Origin of the sequence: Castellaniella sp. (genome assembly GCF_034675905.1) — a bacterium.
Classification (GTDB): domain Bacteria; phylum Pseudomonadota; class Gammaproteobacteria; order Burkholderiales; family Burkholderiaceae_B; genus Castellaniella.
Genome location: NZ_JAUCCV010000002.1, coordinates 228,078 through 247,528 on the forward strand (window position 1 = coordinate 228,078; position 19,451 = coordinate 247,528).

Sequence of the window (19,451 nt, forward strand, 5' to 3'; positions counted from 1 at the left end):
GCTTAATCCGTCAACAGCGGAGCGCTGTGGCTGTCAATCGTCAGAGAAACCGGAGCGCCCTGATCATGAGGCGGCACACCGGTGGCATGCAGCGTATCCACGATGATCTGACCGTCTGAAGTAGCCACCAAGTAGCGGATCTGACTACCCAGGAACTCGCGGTGAACAACCGTCCCCTGAATGGCGCCGCCCGATGTCACCAAACGGATATTCTGCGGACGCAGCACGATAAGGTTGGCCTTGGCAACAGGATTGTCAATCGTCAAACGCTGGCCGCCTGCAGTCAGGAAGTCTTCGCTCTGCATGGCGCCTTTCAGGATATTGGCAGTACCCAGAAAGCCTGCCACAAAGGCATTTGCAGGGTGATCATAAAGCGCTTGGGGCGTTCCGATCTGCTGGATCACGCCCTTGTCCAGCACCGCCATCCGGTCCGAGGTGGTGTTTGCTTCTTCCTGATCATGCGTCACGAAGATCGTGGTCAGCCCCAGCTTACGTTGCAGCGCCAGCAGCTCGCGCCGCATCTGGACGCGCAGCGCGGCATCCAGGTTCGATAAAGGTTCATCCAGCAGCAGCACTTGCGGTTCGATCGCGATGGTGCGGGCCAGCGCCACACGCTGTTGTTGACCTCCCGACAATTGCGCCGGCATACGATCAGCCAAGTGCAGCAAATCCACGGTATCCAGAGCCGCCTCGACCTTGGGACCGATTTCTTGCGCGGACATCTTGCGCTCCTCGAGGCCGAAGGCAACGTTCCTGCGTACCGACATATGAGGCCAGAGCGCATAAGACTGGAAGACCATGCCCACGTTGCGTTTCCATGGCGGCAGCGCAGCGACATCGCGGTCCCCGATCAGGATGCGACCGCGCGGCGTCGGACCAAAGCCCGCGATGGCGCGCAGCAGCGTCGACTTTCCGGACCCAGAGGGCCCTAGGAAGGCAAAAAACTCACCCGGTTCGATCACCATATTGATGCCTTCCAGCACTTTGGTGTCTCCGAAGGACAGGTGCAAATCCTCGATACGGATGCCTGCTTTAGTATGTGTCATTTTTGTCTCCTTCGCCTAATCCTGCCCGCCGCTGGCCATAGCCTGCCGCGCGCGTTCGCGTTCGATGATGCGCTGTGAAAGAAATGTGCCCAGCGCCACAATCACGACGGCCACAATGCCAAGAGCAGCTCCAGGCCCGCGCCCGGCGGGCGATTGCATGTAAAGATAAATACCGTAAGCCAGAGGCGCATCAGAGGATTGGGCAACCAGCATGATCGTCGCTGACAATTCCACCGCCGCCGTGGCGAAGCTGGTGACGAAACCGGCCAGAATGCCCCCTGCCATCAGCGGCACCACGATGCGCCGGATAGTGCTGGTGCGAGATGCACCCAAGCTTTCAGCTGCTTCTTCGAGCGACAGCGCAATCTGTTGCAGCGCTGCCATGCATGCCCGCAGCGCGTAAGGCAAGCGGCGCACCGCCAGCGCCACGATGATGATGCCCCAGAAACTGGACATCTGACCCAAACCGAAGGGGAGTTCGATGCCATGGAACATCCGCAGATAACCGATGCCCAGCACCACGCCCGGCACCGCGAGTGCGGCCGTCGCCATGTAGTCCAGCCATTTGCGCCCGGCCAGTTTGGTACGGATCACAATATAAGCAATGGCCGTACCCAGCACCACATCGATCACTGCGGCCGAACCCGCATACACCAGCGTGTTCCAGACGTACTCTGACGACTGGGTGAAAATCGTGCCGAAATGCTGGAGGGTAAATCCGTCAGGCAGCGGTGAAAAAGACCAGATCGTCCCGAAGGCAAGCAGCAGCAAGCCGATATGCGGCGACAGCACCAGGGCCAGGATCAGCCCGATCACGCCCCACGCCAACCACGTCTCGCGCGGCTGCAAGTCGCGGCGCGACAGCCCCCCGCCGCCCTTTTGCACGGTCGCATAATCCTTGCCGCGCATGAACAGGAACGAAGCCCACAGCGAGAAGATCGAGAACGCCACAAGGATGAACGAGATGACATAACCCATCGGGTCATTGATCCCCACGCCGGTGATGCGCAAGTAGGCCTGCGGCGCCAGCATATTGTTGACGTTCAGCAACAAGGGCGTACCCAGATCGTCGAAAACCTTGATAAAGACCAGCGCTGCACCCGCCAGATAGCCCGGCATCGCCAGCGGAAAGACAATACGGCGAAACATCCTCATCCCATGAGAACCCAGGTTCTGCGCCGCTTCCTCCATCGAGCGATCGATATTGCGCAAACTCGCCGACAAGTTGATCAGGATGAAAGGAAAGTAATGGATGGACTCGACCAGGATGACGCCATTCAGGCCATCCATGAACGGAATACGAAAACCGAAATACTCGTTCAACAGCAAGTTGATCGAGCCGTTGCGGCCAAACAGCAGCGACATCGCCACCGCCCCAACGAAGGGCGGCATGATCAAGGGGATGATCCCCAGTGATTGGATCACGGCGGTGCCGGCGAAATTGAAACGCGTAGTGATATAAGCCAGCGGCAGAGCAATCGCGGTTGCCATCACCACCGACACTGCCGAGACATAGAAGGAGTTCACGAAACTTTCGCGAAACAGCGTCGTATTGAAGAAGTCCTGAAAATGCTGCAGCGTAAAATTGCCGGTACCCGCGTCCAGAAAAGCCACATAGATCACCTGCGCCACCGGCAGGATCAGAAAAGCCATCAGAAAAATGGCGATCAGAATGCCGGCCATCGCGGCGCCCGATAGTTGCGGAAACAACGTGAACCGGCGCAGGACGGCGCCCTGGGAAGTAAAATCCATCGTACTTGTCCTAAAAAGGATTGGCGTACACGCAGGGCCCACCCTGCTCAGAAAGCGGACCCTGGCTAGCCTTCGACCAGCAGACTGTTACAGCGCTGCTGCCTGCTCGGCCAGTTCGCGAGCCTTGCGATAGTTTTCAACCGCAAAGCTATCCCAACCCTGCTCGACTTCAGCCTGGCGGCCAACGACCTTGGTGTCGGGTTTGGCGCGCGAAGTCGTGAACACCTGCGTGAACGACGGATCTTTGGACTGCGCTTCAGTGATCGGCATGGCTTCGACCAGCTTGCGGGCCTGGGCAATCAGCTCAGCAGCTTTGGCATTGCCGCTTTTCGCATGAGCGACCTCGGCCTTCTGAATAGCAGAAACGGCAGCGCGCAGATCATTCAGGCGATAGGTCACCAGCACATCAAACAGCGAATTCACGAGGGTATAGCGTTCCCCTGACAGATCGACGTCAAACGCGATTGCTCCCGGGGCGAAATCCTTGGAGAAGGGATTGGGGAAGCCTGCCGGCGCGTTCTTATAGGCGGCGGGATTGACCGGCAAGCGCATGATCGCCGGATTCAGCAAGATTTCCTGACCCTTGGGCGACAGCAGGAATTCGACGAATTTCACCGCGCCAGCCTGATTGGGGGCGTTTTTGATGACGCCGATATTTGCGGGCACGATGGCGGTCACGCTGGGATAGACCAGATCAACCGGAAAACCAGATGCTTTCGATGCCAGGCCAAAGAAATCAATCACGATGCCGAACCCCGTCGCGCCCGAATTCACGGCATCCGGAACACCGAAGCTGCGTTCCGTCACGGTGTTCATATTGCCCGAGATCCATTTCCAGGTAGCCCAGCCCTTATCCCAGCCTTCGCCCTGCAACACAGTTTCCACCGTCAGGTGGGTGGTACCGGAACGCGAAGGCGCGGACATGGCGACATGGCCGTAGTATTCGGCGCGCTTCAGATCCTCCCACTCTTTGGCGATGGGCAGGTCGTTGGCCTTGATGTAGCGGGTGTTGTACATGATCCCGTAGCCCGAGGCGGCAAAGCCGAAATAGGTGCCATCAGAATCGTTGATCGGGTAGCCGCCGATGGCATCGGGAATGCCGTCGGCCTTCACGGAGACCTTGGCCAGCAGCCCATCGGCCTTCAGCACTTCAAAGGCGTCGGGGGCGGAAGCCCACATCAGATCTACGGCATTGGCGCTACGGGTTTCCTGCAGATACGACACTGCAGCATTGGTATTGCGGCTGACCACCTCCAGAGTGGTGCCGGGATGAGCGGCTTCAAAGGCGGTCTTGAACGGATCCGTCATGTCGCGCGGAAACGAAGTCACCACCGTCACGGTATCTGCAAAGGCCATGGCGGATGTCACCATCAGCGCGGCGGCAGTGATGCCTAGGGTCAAAGCTTTCTTCATGTCTTCCTCCTGTGTTGTGCACTTATTGTTCCCACATTCACCAGATGGATCGCGGTTTTCAATGCACCGGATTCCAACAGGGAAGGGAAACTATGCATGAGCAATTAAAATCATGCAAGTGTTTGTTTTTTAAGGAGAAATTGAGTCAATAACGACACACGGAATGGGTCATTATTGACTCGGATCAGCCCTGTCCAGCAGCTTGTGATGACGCAGCCGCAGATACAGCCGTTTACGCGGAATGCCCAGCAAGCTGGCAGCCTCCGTCTTGCGGCCTCCGGTTTCGATCAGTGCGGCGCGCAGCAAACGGGACTCAAAATCATCCATGGCAGCGTCATAGCCGGGGCGGGCGGTTTCGCGGCTGTGTCCGTCCTGATCCGGCAGCCCAGGATCCATTCCAATAGACAGGCGTTCGGCCAGATTACGGACTTCACGAACGTTTCCGGGCCAGTCGTGCCAGGCAATTCGCCGCCGCAGCGCATCGTCAATATGGACCTTGGGCAGATCGTGACGTGCCGTGGCTTGGGCAAGAAAATGAGCGAGCAGCAACGCAGCATCATCGCTACGATCGCGCAAAGGGGGCAGATGCAATGCGGCGTTGAAGCGATGAAACAGATCAGGCCGCAGCACTCCGTCAGCCAGCAACGCATCCGGCGACCGCTTCACACTACCGAAGATGCGTATATCTACCGGGCGCGGCGCAGCGCCAAGGGGTGTAATCTCGCGCGCGTCCAACACACGCAGCAAGCGCACTTGAAGCGCATCCGGCATGGACTCCAACTCGTCCAGATACAGTACTCCCCCCTCGGCCCGAGCAATCAGGCCGGGATTGTCACCGGTACCGAATAATTCACGATCCACCTCGGCTTCATTCAATGCCCCGCAATTGATGGCGATCAAAGGGCCATTGGCGCGCGAAGACAGATCGTGCAACACACGAGCCACCAGTTCCTTACCAGCGCCGGTTTCGCCCACGATCAGCAAATCCAGCGACAAGCCGGCCAAGGTCCGCACTTTCCGACGCAGTTCCTGCATGGCAGGGGAGCGTCCGATCAACAGTTCCTCAGGTGTTGCATTGCGTTCCAAGCGATCGCGCAAGCGCACGTTTTCCAGATGCAGACCGCGCATAGCCTGTGCGCGCCGCAATACATCCAACATCAGTTCGGGCGGACAGGGTTTTTCCAGAAAATCATGCGCACCGCCGCGCATGGCGCGCATCGCGGCAGGCACATCGCCATGCGCGGTGATCAGGATAAAGGGCACATCTGGCGCAAGCGCGCGCGCCCTATCCAGGAAATCCAGGCCCGACAGACCCGGCATCCGCAGATCCGATAGGATCACACCGGGAAAATCGGCGGTCAGCACTGCCAGCGCGGCAGTCGCGTCCGCAAAACCCAGCACCTGAAACCCAACCAGCTCCAGCGTCTCGATCGTGGCCAGCCGCAGGTCCGCGTCATCTTCGACCAACATCACGTGTTGCACATCACTCATCTTCGTCTCCTTGCCAGCGCTTCAGGCGCAGCCGCACGACAGCCCCGCCCTGCGCCTGCTGCTCGATCTCCAAGTGCCCGCCCATATCCTGCATGACGTTAAATGAGATCGACAACCCAAGCCCCAGCCCCTTGCCCGGCTCTTTTGTCGTCACAAAGGGATCCGTCAGGATTTGCCCGCTCTGCCCGCCCAGGCCCACGCCATTGTCGCGGATCAACAAATTGACCGGATCGCCGCCATCCCGCTCGATCCGGATGAGGCCTTGCGCGGATGCCTCCTCGCGCGCGAGGATGGCGTCCAGCGCATTGCCCAGAATATTCAACAAGACCTGTTCCAGCAGAATCTCATCGGCAGCGACCGCCAGCCCGTCCAGATCATCGCATTGCACTGCCACCCCTTCGGTGCGGAAACGGTGATCCAGCAGCTCCAGCGCGGCGTTCATCGGCTCGGCCACCAGCACACGGCTGTTGCGATGAGCGGATCGACGGGCAATACGGCGCAGATGGCCGATCGTGCGGGTGATCCGCTCGAGCAGCGCGTCGATTCGCGACAGCGCCGGACGGATCTCAGGATGAGCCACGCCGAGATTGTGCAGCCGATAGCCGATGGCAGCCAGCGGCTGGTTGATTTCGTGGCTGATGGCAGCGGACATCTGGCCCAGCGCGGCCATCTTGCCTGCCTGCACCAGATCGCGCTGTGTCAGCTCCAAGCGCTCGATCGCCTGTTGGCGCTCACGCACCGAAGCGCGAAACACATCCACCGCCCGCGTCATGTCGGCGATTTCGTCGTCAACATCCGGTCGGGCATGCGCCAGATCGAGACTGGCCTTTCCCGCCGTCAGATCGCCTCGAGCAATGCGCCGCAAATCCTCTGACAAGGCCTCGATCCGCAATAGAATGCGGCGATGGACGCCAAGCACCAAGATAAGGGTTGTCGCAACCACTCCCAGCAATGTCACCACCGCCAGCCAGATTGAACCGCTGCGAATGGCAGAGGCAGCCGCATCGGCACTGTGCTGCGCTCCGATGCGTTCGGACCGCCCCAGCTCGGTCAGCGCCGCCTGCATCCGCGCCAGAGCCGCCTGCGCGGCATGCAGCTGGGTCACGGCGGACCGGTGCAGATCCAGCCGCTGCGCTTGCTGCGCGAAGACGTTCCCCTCCCCCGTCGCCAGGGCTTTCAAGCGATCCAGGGCCTGGACCAGCAATCTGATTCCCACTCGCGGCGCCAGATTCAGCTGCGCCAACGCCAGCCTGTCCAGCGTGTCGCGGCCCAGCCCACGTGTCTGTTCCAGCACATCCAGGCTGCTGGCCGAGCGCGCCTGCAATAGCAGCGCCGTCAGGGTGGCAGCCTCGGACCCGATCTGCTGTACCCGGTCGCGCAGCAGCCAGTCGCGCGACAGAGCCTGTTCCGCCGCGCGCCGCACCCCCAGATCGGTTTCGACGACCAGCGCGGCAAGCTGCGTATCCATATTGAAGGACAGGTCGCTGAGAATCCCCTGCACCTGATCCTGCACATCGGCATGGATCCAGCGCAAGTCGACACCCGCCTGGGCTTCCTCGCGTGCATGACGAGCCAGATCCGCGCCGATCCGGCTGAAATGATTCAAGGCCTCGCGCAGATCGCGTTCCGCCGCCCCCGTCGCCACGCGGGTCGCGGCGCGTTCCGGCACGGCCTGCAGCACAGGCGAAGCCAGCACCGCCTGGACTCCCCGTGTGGCCTTGTCGATGGCCTGAGACACCTGCGTAGCGGGCATGGCAGGATCCGCAACCACCTGCATGGCAAGCGCAGCCAATTCACCCGTAGCCTCGGCCAATTCGCCCGCCAAGGCAACCGCCGGAATCCGATCCTGGGCCAGCATGTGGAAATCGCGCTCGGCTCGCAGCATCACGGCCATCCCCACCGCCAGCACGCCAGCCGCAATCACCACGACCAGCAGCAGTACGGCCAGCACACGGCCTCTGATCGAGCCTCGCCATCGTCTCATGGCAATTCCAGCAAACGGATGTACGCCTCGGCCTCGAGCAGCATCGTGTGAGACCGCTCGGCCCACGCCACCAGGGTCTCGCGTGTCTGAGGGGCTGAGCGCGCCTGGTGTTCGGTCATCGGCATCCAGGTCAGCAAGCGCCGGATGCGAGCGCGCTCAGCCGCCGGAGCCCGATCCAGCGCCCGCAGACGGCGCCACAGATCACGGCGCAACAACAAGTCGCGCGCGACAAAGGCTTCGAAAACCTGATTGACCTGCCAGTACCGCCGCGCAGCCAATTTGGCATCGTACCGGGACCAGCTGAAATTCAAGGCCGCCCGGATCTCAGGCTGCAAGGATTCCGCCAATTCCGCCCGCACGACAGGATCCACAGGAATGCGGCGGATGTCGGGACGCAACAAAGTACGCTGACCTTCTTCGGACAGCAGGAACTTCATGAATGCGAGCGCCGCATCCGTGTGTCGGCCTCCTCGCAACGCGGCGATTCTTGCCGGAATCATCAGCACCGGGCGACCATAGCGAAACGCCAAGCCGTCCACCCCGCGCGTCAGCGCCAGAAAGTCGATGCTCAGCCCGATCTCGGCCTCACCCCTCTGGACGCCTTCCAGCACGCCAAAGCTGCGGGCGGAGATCGTATTCAACTGCCCGGCCAGTTCCAGGATCCATGCCCATCCTGCCCGCCATCCGCGATCCTGCAAAATGGTTTCCAGCAACGAATGCGTCGTGCCCGAGCGCATCGGATGAGACATCACGATACTCTGGGAAAAAGCAGGATCCAGCAGATCGTTCCAGTCCTGCGGCACCTGGAAATCCTGCGCGGCGCCCTGAGCGCTGCGCCACGTCCAACCCACCGCCGACCACGCGAAATCCGCATGCGCCCCCAAGCCCAGATCCAGCAGCTGGCCGGCATCTTCCAGCACGACAAAGGCCTCGGGCGCAGAGGCCCAGAACAGGTCAAAGCGCCGGTCGTTGCCGGCCAGCACTTCATCCACGGCGGCAGGCGTGTTCTTGTTCAGCACCCGGACCTGGATATCCGGGTGACGCTGCGCAAACACCTCGAGGAGCGGGTCGACCATATCGGCCTGGTACGAGGTGATGATCCGCAGTTCCGTCGTCGCGAAGACGACAGGCGGCGCCAGGATCGCCAGCAAAAAGAGCAGCCTGGACATCCAGCCCCGAATCCACATCGGACGGCTCCGGGCTGAGGGCCGCGCTTTACTTGTACGCCGCAATGTTTGCATCCTCCACACTCACGTTTCTGAAGCGCCTTTTTTGATCGTGACAATATACGGCACTCTCTTCGCTGATGACCTTCTTGACAAGCCACGCGGGACAGACAAGACTTGGCAAACATTGAACCAGCAAGGAATCAGGACCGCACCGCGGATCCTCGTCAACATACAGTCGTCTTACACGGAGGCACAGTGCATCACGCGACGCATCGTGAAGAAGCAGTTCCACAAGGTCGTGACACAAGGAACCTGATATTTTCAAGATACCGCCTGAAGATCGCACTGAGCGAGCCGACGGCGCTGATCGGCATCCTGACTGCACTGCTGTTCTCTTACCTGATCGCCGCGCCTATTGTGTCACTGCTAAGCGACGCCTTCCGGGTCCAGTATGCTGATGCAATGCGCACAGGCCAAAAAATCGGGGCCTTCACGTACTACCACCTGGAACGGGTATTCCAGTCCATCGTCGCACCCGATATTTTATGGAACCCGCTGATCAATACACTCAGCATCGCGTTCGGGGCAATGGCCATCGCCCTGGTCGGCGGCGGCATTCTGGCATGGCTGATCAGCAGAACCGACATTCTGGGACGCAAGTGGTTCGCGACCGCGCTCATTGTTCCGTACATGCTGCCGTCGTGGACCATCGCACTGGCATGGAGCTCGATCTTTCTGAACCGCACCGTCGGCGGCCAACCGGGACTGCTGGAATCCCTAGGATTCGAGCCGCCCGACTGGCTTGCCTATGGTCAATTTCCCATCACCATCGTCCTGGCATTGCATTACACGCCGTTCATCATTCTGCTGTTCGGCAACGCCCTGCGCTCTCTTGATTCTCAGCTCGAGGATTCCGCGCGCATGCTGGGCGCGCGCCCCTGGATCGTCGCCCGAAAAATCATTATTCCGCTGATGCGTCCCTCTCTACTCTCAGCCGTCACACTGATTTTCGCAAAGTGCCTGGGAGATTTCGGTGTGGCCTACATACTGGGGGCCCCAGTCAAATACGATGTGCTTGCCACATCCCTGTTTCGCAGCGTCACCGCCAGACAAGGCGGCGAAGCCGCCGTGCTGGCCGGTGTGATCATCCTGATCGGTTCTCTCTCCGTCCTGATCGATGCCCGTCTGGTACGCGAGGCGCGCCGCTTCATCACGATCGGTTCGAAAGGTTCGATGAACCGCACCCAAAGGCTTGGATCCTGGCGATTGCCCATGACCGTTTTCGCCAGCGCCATGTTTACTGTCAGCGTCCTGATCCCCTTGACGGTCCTGTTCCTGAGCACCGTGATGCGCACACCGGGCAACTTTGCGCTCGACAACTTTACCTGGGCTTATTGGACAGGCCACGATCTCCCCACCACGGCGCTACGCACCGGCATCCTGGTCACCCCTGAATTCTGGCAAGCCGCCTGGAACTCTCTCTGGATTGTCGGCATCGCAGCCGTTGGCGCAGGGGTGCTCGGCATGCTGGTCGGATACGTCGTGGTGCGCACGTCGCTCAAATCCATCGGCGCCTATCTGCGATATATCACTTTCCTGCCCTATCTGGTGCCTGGCATCGCATTTGCGGCAGCATGCCTATCGATTTTCGCGGTACCCCACGGGCCGATTCCTGCCCTTTACGGAACGGCGCTCATTTTGATTCTGGCCCTGCTGGCCGACCAGATGCCCTTTGCGTCGCGCGCCGGCATCTCCGCCATGATGCAGCTTGGCAAGGACCCGGAAGAAGCGGCCCAGGTTGCAGGCGCAGGCTGGTGGAAACGCCTGCTGAGCGTGGTGATCCCTATCCAGAAAGGGCCACTGGCCGCCGGCATCCTGCTGCCTTTCATATCGGGGCTTAAAGGATTGAGCCTGGTCATCATGCTGGCAACACCCGGAACCGACTTACTGACCACCTACGCGATACGGCTGGTTGACTTCGGTTATGGCCAAGCTGCCAATGCCGTGGTGTTGATGCTGTCGGCAATCGCATTCTTTGGAACACTGTTTTTGCAAAAAACGACGAAGACAAGTCTGGCGTCGGGACTGGGAGGTTGATCGTGCCGAGAATCATGCTACGGGGAATTGAAAAGCGCTATGGCAGCAGCACTGCTGCATCCGTCAGAAACCTGGACCTCGACATCAACGACGGCGAATTCCTCTGCGTACTCGGCCCTTCAGGCTGCGGAAAAACCACCACGCTACGTATGATCGCCGGATTGGAACACCCCACAGCCGGTGAAATTCAAGTCGGCGAGCAAGTATTCGATTCCACCAAAGCGGGCATCTTCGTGCCGCCCGAAAAGCGCGGCATGGGTTTCGTCTTCCAGAGCTACGCGCTGTGGCCGCATCTCACCGTGCAGGACAATATAGATTTCGGCTTGGCCTTGCGCCGCATGGACCGCAAAGCCAGACAAGCGGCAGCGGGCGAGGTCATGGAAAAGCTGGGGATCGCCCAATATCGCGATCGTTATCCATCGGATCTATCCGGCGGTCAGCAACAACGCGTCGCGCTGGCACGCATGCTGGTCATGCAGCCAAACGTCATCCTGATGGACGAACCGCTGTCCAACCTGGATGCCAAACTGCGGCTTGAGATGCGTGCCGAACTCAAGAAAATCCATCTTGAGTCCGGATCCACCATCATCTTCGTGACCCATGATCAGTGGGAAGCCATGACTCTGGCCACCACGATCGCCGTCATGCGCGAAGGAACACTGCAGCAGCTGGACAGCCCCGAAAACATCTACAACCGCCCTTGCAACCGATTTGTCGCCGAATTCGTCGGCAGTCCGCCCATGAACATCATCGAACTGGGGTCAGGCGCGGACTCTGCGCTATCGGTATCGCTGCGCACCTATCTGGATGGCGCCGGCCTTGGTCCCTGCCAGGGTTCGGCGGGCATACGACCCGAAAGCATGCGCCTTGGGAATTTTTCCGAAGCCGTCTCCGCCACGAGCTATTCCGGGCAGGCCACCGCAACCGGCATCATGCCGACTGGCGGCAATTGGATCATCGAACTCACTGTGGCGGGTGAAAAGCTGTTTGCCACCACCAATATCCCCCCCCCGCCTCCAGGTGGGGGAACAGACCGGCTTCCTGGTTGATCAGGCCGATCTGCATCTTTTCCACGCAGATGGAAACCGATTGCCCTCGTAACGGCCGGACTCTCTGACAGACCGAAGACAGGTAACATCAGCAGTAAACCAGTCGCCACTGGCGCATAACACGATTAAAACAAAGGAGATGACTGTGAGACACTCGACATCGGCTCAGATACACAAAACCTTGTTCCCGGCATCGGCCCTTGCGGCGGCATTGCTGCTGGCCGGATACGGCGCTACCGCCCAGGCCGCATCCGATGGCAGTACTGATCTGGGTATCCCCGATGCTCAGTACAGCCTGGACAAACTGATTGAAGCCGCCAAAAAGGAAGACCCCATCACGGTCGTGGACGCGACCGGCAAGATCAAGGTCATGGCCCAGAAATTCTCCGAAAAATATGGGATCAAAGCGACAGGCGTGAAAATGTCGGCCTCGAACCAGGAAGAAATCCTGGTGCGCGAAGCGCAGGCCCGCAATGTGCGGCATGACGCATTCAACATGAGCAATCTGCCCGACGTCACGGCGCAGTTTCTGCCACAGGGCATTGCCGTCAGCTGGATGCCGCCCGACCTGAAAGACGAAACCCCGACCGAATATCAGCACCCGGCCATCACCAGCCTGAATGCATGGGTATGGGCCTACAACCCCGCCGTCTTTGGTGACAAGTGTCCGGTGGATAATCTGTGGGCGCTGACCGATCGGAAATGGCAGGGCAAGATCAGCATTCCTGATCCCTTACTGCGTAACGAAACGATGTTCTGGTTCAACCAGATTGCGGACAACGCCGATACCAAGATGAAAGCAGCCTACGAGGCGTACTTCGGCAAGCCCATCGAAACCAAAGAACCTACCGCCACGGCGGAATGGGTGAAACGTTTCGCGAACAACAAGGTCAAAGTGCAAAAGAGCGATACGGACGTCGGTCCTATCGTCGGCGCCAGCACAAGCGAGCACCCCGTCATCGGCTTCGTCAGCGCAGCGATCTTCAGCCATGCCAAGAACGAAAACTTCCCGCTGGCCATCTGCAAAGAGATGACGCCCTGGATCGGCCAGCTGACACCCCGCGTGGCCGTCATCGCGGCAGGCACAAAAAGCCCCAATGCCGCCAAACTGTTCGTGCACTACATGATGTCAGCCGAAGGCATGCAACCGCAGATGGAAGACGGTAAAATTTCCACGAACCGTAACGCAAAAATGCCCGACGACGAACCATCCGGTGTAGGCCAGCTCACCGCTCAGATGTTCGTCAACAACTCGGACACCACACCTGAAGATTTCAAGAAACTCCAGTACTGGCGTGATCTCTGGACCGTCAGCAGTCGATAGTCCGACCCCTGCCCTTGTCCGCAGGATATGAAAAAAGCCCTGCCTTCTTTCGAAGGCTGAACTGCACCCCAAAAGTTGGACGCCAATCCCAGCTTTGGGGTGTTTTTCATGATGAAGTACGACGAAGCAATGCACCCCCGAAAGCCTTTGAACTTGTCGTCCTATGACGCTCTGTTTCGAGTCCGCTGGACAGCGCTGACAGCGTCAAGCCGCCCCCATCGGTGCGCTGCAGGACTTGTCCTCCGGCTTCGCGTGGTTGATCCGGGTCGCTGTGAGCGTGTAGTTCACATGTCGCATAGCGGCCTCGTGCAGTGGTACCTCGAAATCCAGGTATTTGAGACATTACGGCATCTTGAATACCTCGTAAATTGCCTCAAAAAATGAGGCATGAATGGATACCACCCTATACGACGTTCTATGAGCAACCAAAAGAAAAAACCCGCAAACCTATGAAGGATGCGGGTTTCGTGTACTACCCGATACGACGGTAGACAGGCTTACATATTGTCGATCATCACCTGACCGAAGCCGGAGCACGACACTTGCGTGGCGCCTTCCAGCAGACGAGCGAAGTCGTAGGTGACTTTTTTCGACAGAATGGATTTTTCCATGCTGCTGATGATCAGGTCGGCTGCTTCGGTCCAGCCCATGTGGCGCAGCATCATTTCCGCGGACAGGATCAATGAACCGGGGTTCACGTAGTCCTTGCCGGCATATTTCGGCGCCGTGCCGTGGGTGGCCTCGAACATGGCGACGGAATCCGACAGGTTCGCGCCCGGAGCAATGCCGATGCCGCCGACCTGGGCTGCCAGGGCGTCGGACACATAGTCGCCGTTCAGGTTCAGCGTGGCGATCACGTCGTATTCGTTCGGACGCAGCAGGATCTGCTGCAGGAACGCGTCGGCGATGACGTCCTTGACCGTGATGTCGCGCCCGGTCTTGGGGTTCTTGAATTTGCACCACGGGCCGCCGTCGATCAGCTGGGCGCCGAATTCCTTCTGGGCCAGGGCGTAGCCCCAGTCACGGAAGCCGCCTTCAGTGAACTTCATGATGTTGCCCTTGTGCACCAGGGTCACGGTGGGGCGATCATTGTCGATGGCGTACTGGATGGCCTTGCGCACCAGGCGCTCGGTACCTTCGCGCGACACGGGTTTCACACCGATGCCCGACGTGCCCGGGAAGCGGATCTTGTTGACGCCCAGGGTGTTCTGCAGAAAGTCGATCAGCTGACGGGCCTTGTCGGATTCGGCCTCGAATTCGATGCCGGCGTAGATGTCCTCGGAGTTTTCACGGAAGATGACCATATCGGTCTTTTCCGGCTCACGCACAGGCGAAGGAACGCCCTTGAAATAGCGCACCGGGCGCAGGCAGACATACAGATCCAACTGCTGGCGCAGGGCCACGTTCAAGGAACGGATGCCGCCGCCGACCGGCGTGGTCAACGGGCCTTTGATGGACACCACGTAGTCGCGGACTGCTTCCAGGGTTTCTTCGGGCAGCCAGACGTCCGGACCGTAGACCTTGGTGGATTTCTCGCCAGCGTAGACTTCCATCCAGTGGATCTTGCGCTTGCCCGCATATGCCTTGGCTACCGCTGCATCCACGACCTTCAGCATCACCGGAGTGATGTCCTGGCCCGTACCATCACCCTCGATGTAGGGAACGACGGGTTCGTCAGGGATATTGAGGGAAAAATCGGCATTGACCGTGATTTTCTGACCACCGGCCGGGACCTTGATGTGCTGATAAGACATGTGTGCTCCAGTGTTGCTGGGGTTGTTGTTCAAAAAGGGGATCTGATAGCGTGGATAGCAGTCTTATATAAGAGTTTAACGTAAACTGTCCTGCAGGGCGTCAGTTGCCCATCGCAGTCCGCATTCGTCGGACGCCAAACCGCTAGAATGAAGATTACGCCCGATCAATCTTTCTGCCCACCCCATGTTCAACCCCTCCAAAGAACAGGTTCGCGATTTCTTTACCGCTGCCTGGCGCAAACGCCGGGAAGGCGGTGTCCTGACGCCGCTGGAAACCATGGCAGCCGATCTGGTCGAACGCCATCCTGAATACCACGACGACCTGCAGGACCCCGATGCCGCTGAGCGCGACTACCCTGTCGAAGCCGGCCGCACGAACCCGTTTCTGCACCTGTCCATGCATCTGGCGATTCAGGAACAGCTGTCTATCGACCATCCGCCCGGCATCCGGGCGGCCTGGACCGGCCTGCTGCAGACGCACGACGAACACGACGCGGCCCACATCATCATGGAAGCCCTGGGCGAGGTTGTCTGGGAAGCCCAACGCCTGGGCAAGCCGCTAGACAATGATCACTATCTGGACCTGATCCGCCGCCACGCCAGCCGCACGGCGTAACCTCAAACAATCCGCATCAATAACAGAGCGGCCCGTGGGCCGCTCTGGACTGCATTGAACCGGCAATCGCCTATTTGCGTACTGCCAGCGGGGTCGGCAGTGTTGCCAGCCAGGATGAGATATTGACGATATCCGTCGCCGACAACTGCATGGCCATGGCCCCCATCACCGCGTTCTTACGTACATTGGCCGAGGCCGGCTCGCCTTTCTGGCCGCGCTGGTAAGCCACCAGGGCGTGCGCCAGATAGTCCTGATGCTGTCCGGCCAGGATCGGATAGTCCGGCATGATGGGCGACTTGGCATCTGCGCCATGGCAGGACGCGCAAGTGAATTTTTCAAAGGCGGCTTTGCCGGCGTTCAGGTCGGCGGCCTGAGCGCCCGCCGTCATCAGACCGCACCCCAACAGGGCAATCCAGAATGCTCGCATGGTGTTCCCCTATTTGAGATTGGAGTAATAGGCTGCAACGTCGGCCATATCCTGTTCGGACAGGGACTTGGCGATGGCATCCATGGTCGGGAAGGCCCGCGCGCCGCTGGCGTATTCTTTCAGCGCAGCGACGATGTAGGGCGCGTTCTGACCCGCAATCATAGGGACATGGTACAACTCGGGATAGGCCGCCTTGTATTCCGGAATTCCATGGCATCCTATGCACATGGAGACCTTCTGGGCGCCTGCTTGCGCATCACCCTGAATCGCCGGGGGGTCCGCTGCCAGGACAGAGCCTGCAAACAGACAGGACACCAGCAAGCCGGCAGCCCCCACACCATGCTTTGTCATTCCTTGTGACTTCATATGGCCTCTTGTCTCGTGTTTCGAATTTTAATGTCGGCATCGACCACCCTCTTACCGGGCCGATGAGGCACATCGATTGTACGATAGTTGACTCGATACAGACAGTCATCGAATATTGAACCCTATAACAACCTGCCAACTCCACGCCTAATCCATGCCTGACGCCGCTGCTTCTCCCGACCCTCAACGCTTCCAAGGCACCGATCGCTACGTGGCCACCGACGCCCTGAAAATGGCCGTCAATGCGGCGCTCGTCCTGCAGCGCCCACTGTTGATCAAGGGTGAACCGGGTACCGGCAAAACCCTGCTGGCCGAAGAAGTCGCCCGCGCGCTGGGCCGCCCCCTGCTGCAATGGCACATCAAATCCACCACCAAGGCGCAGCAGGGCTTGTACGAATACGACGCGGTCTCTCGGCTGCGCGATTCCCAGCTGGGCGATGATCGTGTCCACGACATCCGCAACTACATTGTGCAGGGAGTGCTGTGGCAGGCCTTCGAATCCGAATCCCCCTGCGTGGTGCTGATCGACGAAATCGACAAAGCCGACATCGAATTCCCCAATGACCTGCTGCGCGAACTCGACCGCATGGAATTCCATGTCTACGAGACCCGGCAGACCATCCAGGCGCGGCACAAACCGTTGATCGTCATCACCTCGAACAACGAAAAAGACCTACCCGATGCGTTCCTGCGGCGCTGTTTTTTCCACTACATCGAATTTCCTGATCGCGAGACGCTTGGCGACATCGTCGGCGTGCATTTCCCGCACTTGCGCGAAGACATTCTGGGGGCGGCCCTGGACGTCTTTTTCCGCCTGCGCGACGTCCCCGGCCTGAAAAAGCGCCCATCGACCTCGGAATTCCTGGATTGGCTGCACCTGCTGCTGGCCGAATCGGTAGCGCCGCAAACACTGGCCCAAAGCGACATCCCGCCGCTGGCCGGCGCGCTGCTGAAAAACGAACAGGACCTGAACCTGCTGCAGCGGCTCACCGCCCTGGCGCAGCGCGGACGCTAAGCAACAGACGACCGGCCATCCGCTTGCCCCCGCTGCCGCACCTTTTCCCAACTCCCATTGGACCCCGTCCATGAGCACACACGCCTTCGCCTTGCTACCCGCCCCCGTCACACTGGAAGACCACGGCATCCGCCTGATTCCGCTGACTCCGGAACATGCAGCAGGCTTGCGAGCCGCCGCCGCCGACGGGGCACTGTGGAATCTGCGCGTCACCTCCGTGCCGGAACCGGACCAGACCGATGCCTACATCAGCACGGCGCTGCAAGGGCAATCAGCCGGCCATATGCTGCCTTTCGCCGTGACGGACGCCGCCAGCGGCGCCATCCTGGGCACGACCCGCTACCACGACATCGTGCCCGCGGTGGCGCGTCTGGAAATCGGCTACACCTGGTATGGCCTGTCCCGGCAACGTTCGCACGTCAACACCACCTGCAAGCTGCTCTTGCTGGAACACGCTTTTCAGACGCTGGGGGCAGCGGTGGTGGGCTGGCGCACCGACAACTACAACATCGCCTCGCAACGCGCCATTGAACGTCTGGGCGCCCGCCGCGACGGCGTGATCCGCCACCACGCGCTGCGCCGAGACGGCACGGTGCGCGATACCGTCATGTACAGCCTGACGGCAGGTGAATGGCCCGAGGTCCGCGCCCACCTGCAGTATCAACTGCAGCGGCCACGCGGCTGAACCCGCCAGCCGCTTTGATGTCGATGTCTTCCACCCGGCCATGCTGATCGATTTTTTCACCCGCCTGCGCAGCGCCGGCATTCCCGTCTCCATCCAGGAATACCTCAGCCTGCTGGAACTGCTGCGCAGCCCGGCCGCTCCGACCAGCACCGAAGATTTCTACCATCTGGCCCGCATGGCGCTGGTCAAGGACGAAACCCGCTACGATCGCTTCGACCAGGTATTCGCCGTCTTCATCGGTCAGCTGCAGAAGCAAGCCGGCGGCACATCCATCCCCGCAGAGTGGCTGCAGCAGACATTTCGCAAACACCTCAGCGACGAGGAAAAAGCCGCGCTGGAAAAGCACGGCTGGGACCGCCTGATGGAGATGTTCCGCGAACGGCTGGCCGAGCAAAAAGAGCGCCACGCGGGCGGCAGCAAATGGATAGGCACGGGCGGCTCATCCCCTTTCGGGCATGGCGGCTACCACCCGGAAGGCATTCGCGTCGGCGGCCCGTCCGCTGGCAACCGCACCGCCGTCAAGGTCTGGGAACAGCGCCACTATCGGGACTACGACGATCAGCAAACACTGGGCACGCGCAATTTCAAGATGGCCTTGCGTCGCCTGCGGCGCTTTGCCCGCCAGGGCGCCGACCTGGAACTGGACATGCCCGGCACCATTCGGGGAACCGCCGAACAGGCCGGTCTGCTGGACCTGCGTTGGGTGCCTGAACGCCACAACGCCATCAAGGTCCTGATGCTGCTGGACGTAGGCGGCAGCATGGACGATCACATCGCCCGCATCGAATCCCTGTTTTCAGCGGCCCGCAGCGAATTCAAGCATCTGGAAGTCTTTTACTTCCACAACTGCCCCTACGAATCCGTCTGGCGCCACAACGAACGGCGTCACGGAGCGCGCATCGACACCCAGGACCTGCTGCGCAGCTACGGTGAAGACTGGCGCCTGATCCTGGTGGGCGACGCATCCATGAGCCCCTATGAGCTGCTATACCCCGGCGGCTCGATCGAACACAACAACGCCGAAACTGGCGCCGCCTGGCTGCAGCGCATCCTGAACCACTGGCCGCATGCCGCCTGGTTGAACCCCGAACCCTCCGGTTCGTGGCAGTACCGCCAGTCGATCGCCATCGTCCGCGAACTGATGCACGATCGCATGTATGGCATGACGATGGACGGTCTGGAACAAGCCATGCGATTGCTGTCAAAATGACACCCTTCCCTGCCCGCTGTTGCCGGCGATTCTTTCGTCACTTTCTCTTTCCC

The 19,451-nt window shown here is 60.0% G+C and carries 16 protein-coding genes; 7 read left to right on the plus strand and 9 right to left on the minus strand.

The window, feature by feature from the left end:
* Positions 1 to 2 precede the first annotated feature (2 nt).
* The 6 genes from VDP79_RS02280 to VDP79_RS02305 form a co-directional block, all read right to left on the minus strand.
* Positions 3 to 1,046, minus strand: coding sequence for an ABC transporter ATP-binding protein (locus VDP79_RS02280; protein WP_323016620.1), 1,044 nt, complete (start codon positions 1,044 to 1,046; stop codon positions 3 to 5).
* A gap of 15 nt (positions 1,047 to 1,061) precedes the next feature.
* Positions 1,062 to 2,798, minus strand: a complete 1,737-nt coding sequence (locus VDP79_RS02285) for an ABC transporter permease (RefSeq protein WP_416233029.1) — start codon at positions 2,796 to 2,798, stop codon at positions 1,062 to 1,064.
* 87 nt (positions 2,799 to 2,885) lie between these two features.
* The gene (locus VDP79_RS02290; protein WP_323016621.1) at positions 2,886 to 4,211 is read right to left on the minus strand and encodes an ABC transporter substrate-binding protein; all 1,326 of its coding nucleotides are present in this window, start codon (positions 4,209 to 4,211) and stop codon (positions 2,886 to 2,888) included.
* Between the two features lie 171 nt (positions 4,212 to 4,382).
* Positions 4,383 to 5,702, minus strand: a complete 1,320-nt coding sequence (locus VDP79_RS02295; RefSeq protein WP_323016622.1) for a sigma-54 dependent transcriptional regulator — start codon at positions 5,700 to 5,702, stop codon at positions 4,383 to 4,385.
* Positions 5,695 to 7,686: an ATP-binding protein gene (locus VDP79_RS02300; RefSeq protein WP_323016623.1), complete on the minus strand. Its 1,992-nt coding sequence runs from the start codon at positions 7,684 to 7,686 to the stop codon at positions 5,695 to 5,697. Before VDP79_RS02300 ends, VDP79_RS02295 begins: the two co-directional genes overlap by 8 nt.
* Positions 7,683 to 8,855, minus strand: a complete 1,173-nt coding sequence (locus VDP79_RS02305; RefSeq protein ID WP_323016624.1) for an ABC transporter substrate-binding protein — start codon at positions 8,853 to 8,855, stop codon at positions 7,683 to 7,685. Before VDP79_RS02305 ends, VDP79_RS02300 begins: the two co-directional genes overlap by 4 nt.
* Before the next feature lie 255 nt (positions 8,856 to 9,110).
* Between VDP79_RS02305 and VDP79_RS02310 the strand changes: the two genes are divergently transcribed.
* The 3 genes from VDP79_RS02310 to VDP79_RS02320 all read left to right on the plus strand — a co-directional run bounded on the left by VDP79_RS02310 (position 9,111) and on the right by VDP79_RS02320 (position 13,325).
* Entirely contained in the window at positions 9,111 to 10,952 is a 1,842-nt protein-coding gene (locus VDP79_RS02310) for an iron ABC transporter permease (protein WP_323016625.1), read from the plus strand.
* 14 nt (positions 10,953 to 10,966) lie between these two features.
* Positions 10,967 to 12,001, plus strand: a complete 1,035-nt coding sequence (locus VDP79_RS02315; RefSeq protein ID WP_323016626.1) for an ABC transporter ATP-binding protein — start codon at positions 10,967 to 10,969, stop codon at positions 11,999 to 12,001.
* A 145-nt stretch (positions 12,002 to 12,146) separates the two neighbouring features.
* Positions 12,147 to 13,325, plus strand: coding sequence for an ABC transporter substrate-binding protein (locus VDP79_RS02320; RefSeq protein ID WP_323016627.1), 1,179 nt, complete (start codon positions 12,147 to 12,149; stop codon positions 13,323 to 13,325).
* A 497-nt stretch (positions 13,326 to 13,822) separates the two neighbouring features.
* Here the strand turns inward: VDP79_RS02320 and icd are convergent, their stop codons facing one another.
* Positions 13,823 to 15,079, minus strand: coding sequence for an NADP-dependent isocitrate dehydrogenase (gene icd, locus VDP79_RS02325; RefSeq protein WP_323016628.1), 1,257 nt, complete (start codon positions 15,077 to 15,079; stop codon positions 13,823 to 13,825).
* Positions 15,080 to 15,263: 184 nt separating this feature from the next.
* Here icd and VDP79_RS02330 point away from each other — a divergent pair, with 184 nt between their 5' ends.
* A complete protein-coding gene (locus tag VDP79_RS02330; protein WP_323016629.1) occupies positions 15,264 to 15,695 on the plus strand; it encodes a DUF1841 family protein in 432 nt (143 codons plus the stop codon).
* Positions 15,696 to 15,765: 70 nt separating this feature from the next.
* Here the strand turns inward: VDP79_RS02330 and VDP79_RS02335 are convergent, their stop codons facing one another.
* Both VDP79_RS02335 and VDP79_RS02340 read right to left on the minus strand, forming a co-directional pair.
* On the minus strand, positions 15,766 to 16,122 hold the full coding sequence (locus VDP79_RS02335) for a cytochrome c (protein WP_323016630.1): 357 nt from the start codon (positions 16,120 to 16,122) through the stop codon (positions 15,766 to 15,768).
* 9 nt (positions 16,123 to 16,131) lie between these two features.
* Positions 16,132 to 16,488 carry a c-type cytochrome gene (locus VDP79_RS02340; protein ID WP_416233030.1) on the minus strand — a complete coding sequence of 119 codons (357 nt, stop codon included), beginning with the start codon at positions 16,486 to 16,488 and terminating at the stop codon, positions 16,132 to 16,134.
* 154 nt (positions 16,489 to 16,642) lie between these two features.
* Between VDP79_RS02340 and VDP79_RS02345 the strand changes: the two genes are divergently transcribed.
* From VDP79_RS02345 to VDP79_RS02355, 3 genes are all read left to right on the plus strand, one after another.
* Positions 16,643 to 17,503, plus strand: a complete 861-nt coding sequence (locus VDP79_RS02345) for a MoxR family ATPase (RefSeq protein ID WP_323016632.1) — start codon at positions 16,643 to 16,645, stop codon at positions 17,501 to 17,503.
* A gap of 70 nt (positions 17,504 to 17,573) precedes the next feature.
* On the plus strand, positions 17,574 to 18,188 hold the full coding sequence (locus VDP79_RS02350) for a GNAT family protein (protein WP_323016633.1): 615 nt from the start codon (positions 17,574 to 17,576) through the stop codon (positions 18,186 to 18,188).
* A gap of 40 nt (positions 18,189 to 18,228) precedes the next feature.
* On the plus strand, positions 18,229 to 19,398 hold the full coding sequence (locus tag VDP79_RS02355) for a vWA domain-containing protein (RefSeq protein WP_323016634.1): 1,170 nt from the start codon (positions 18,229 to 18,231) through the stop codon (positions 19,396 to 19,398).
* Positions 19,399 to 19,451 lie beyond the last annotated feature (53 nt).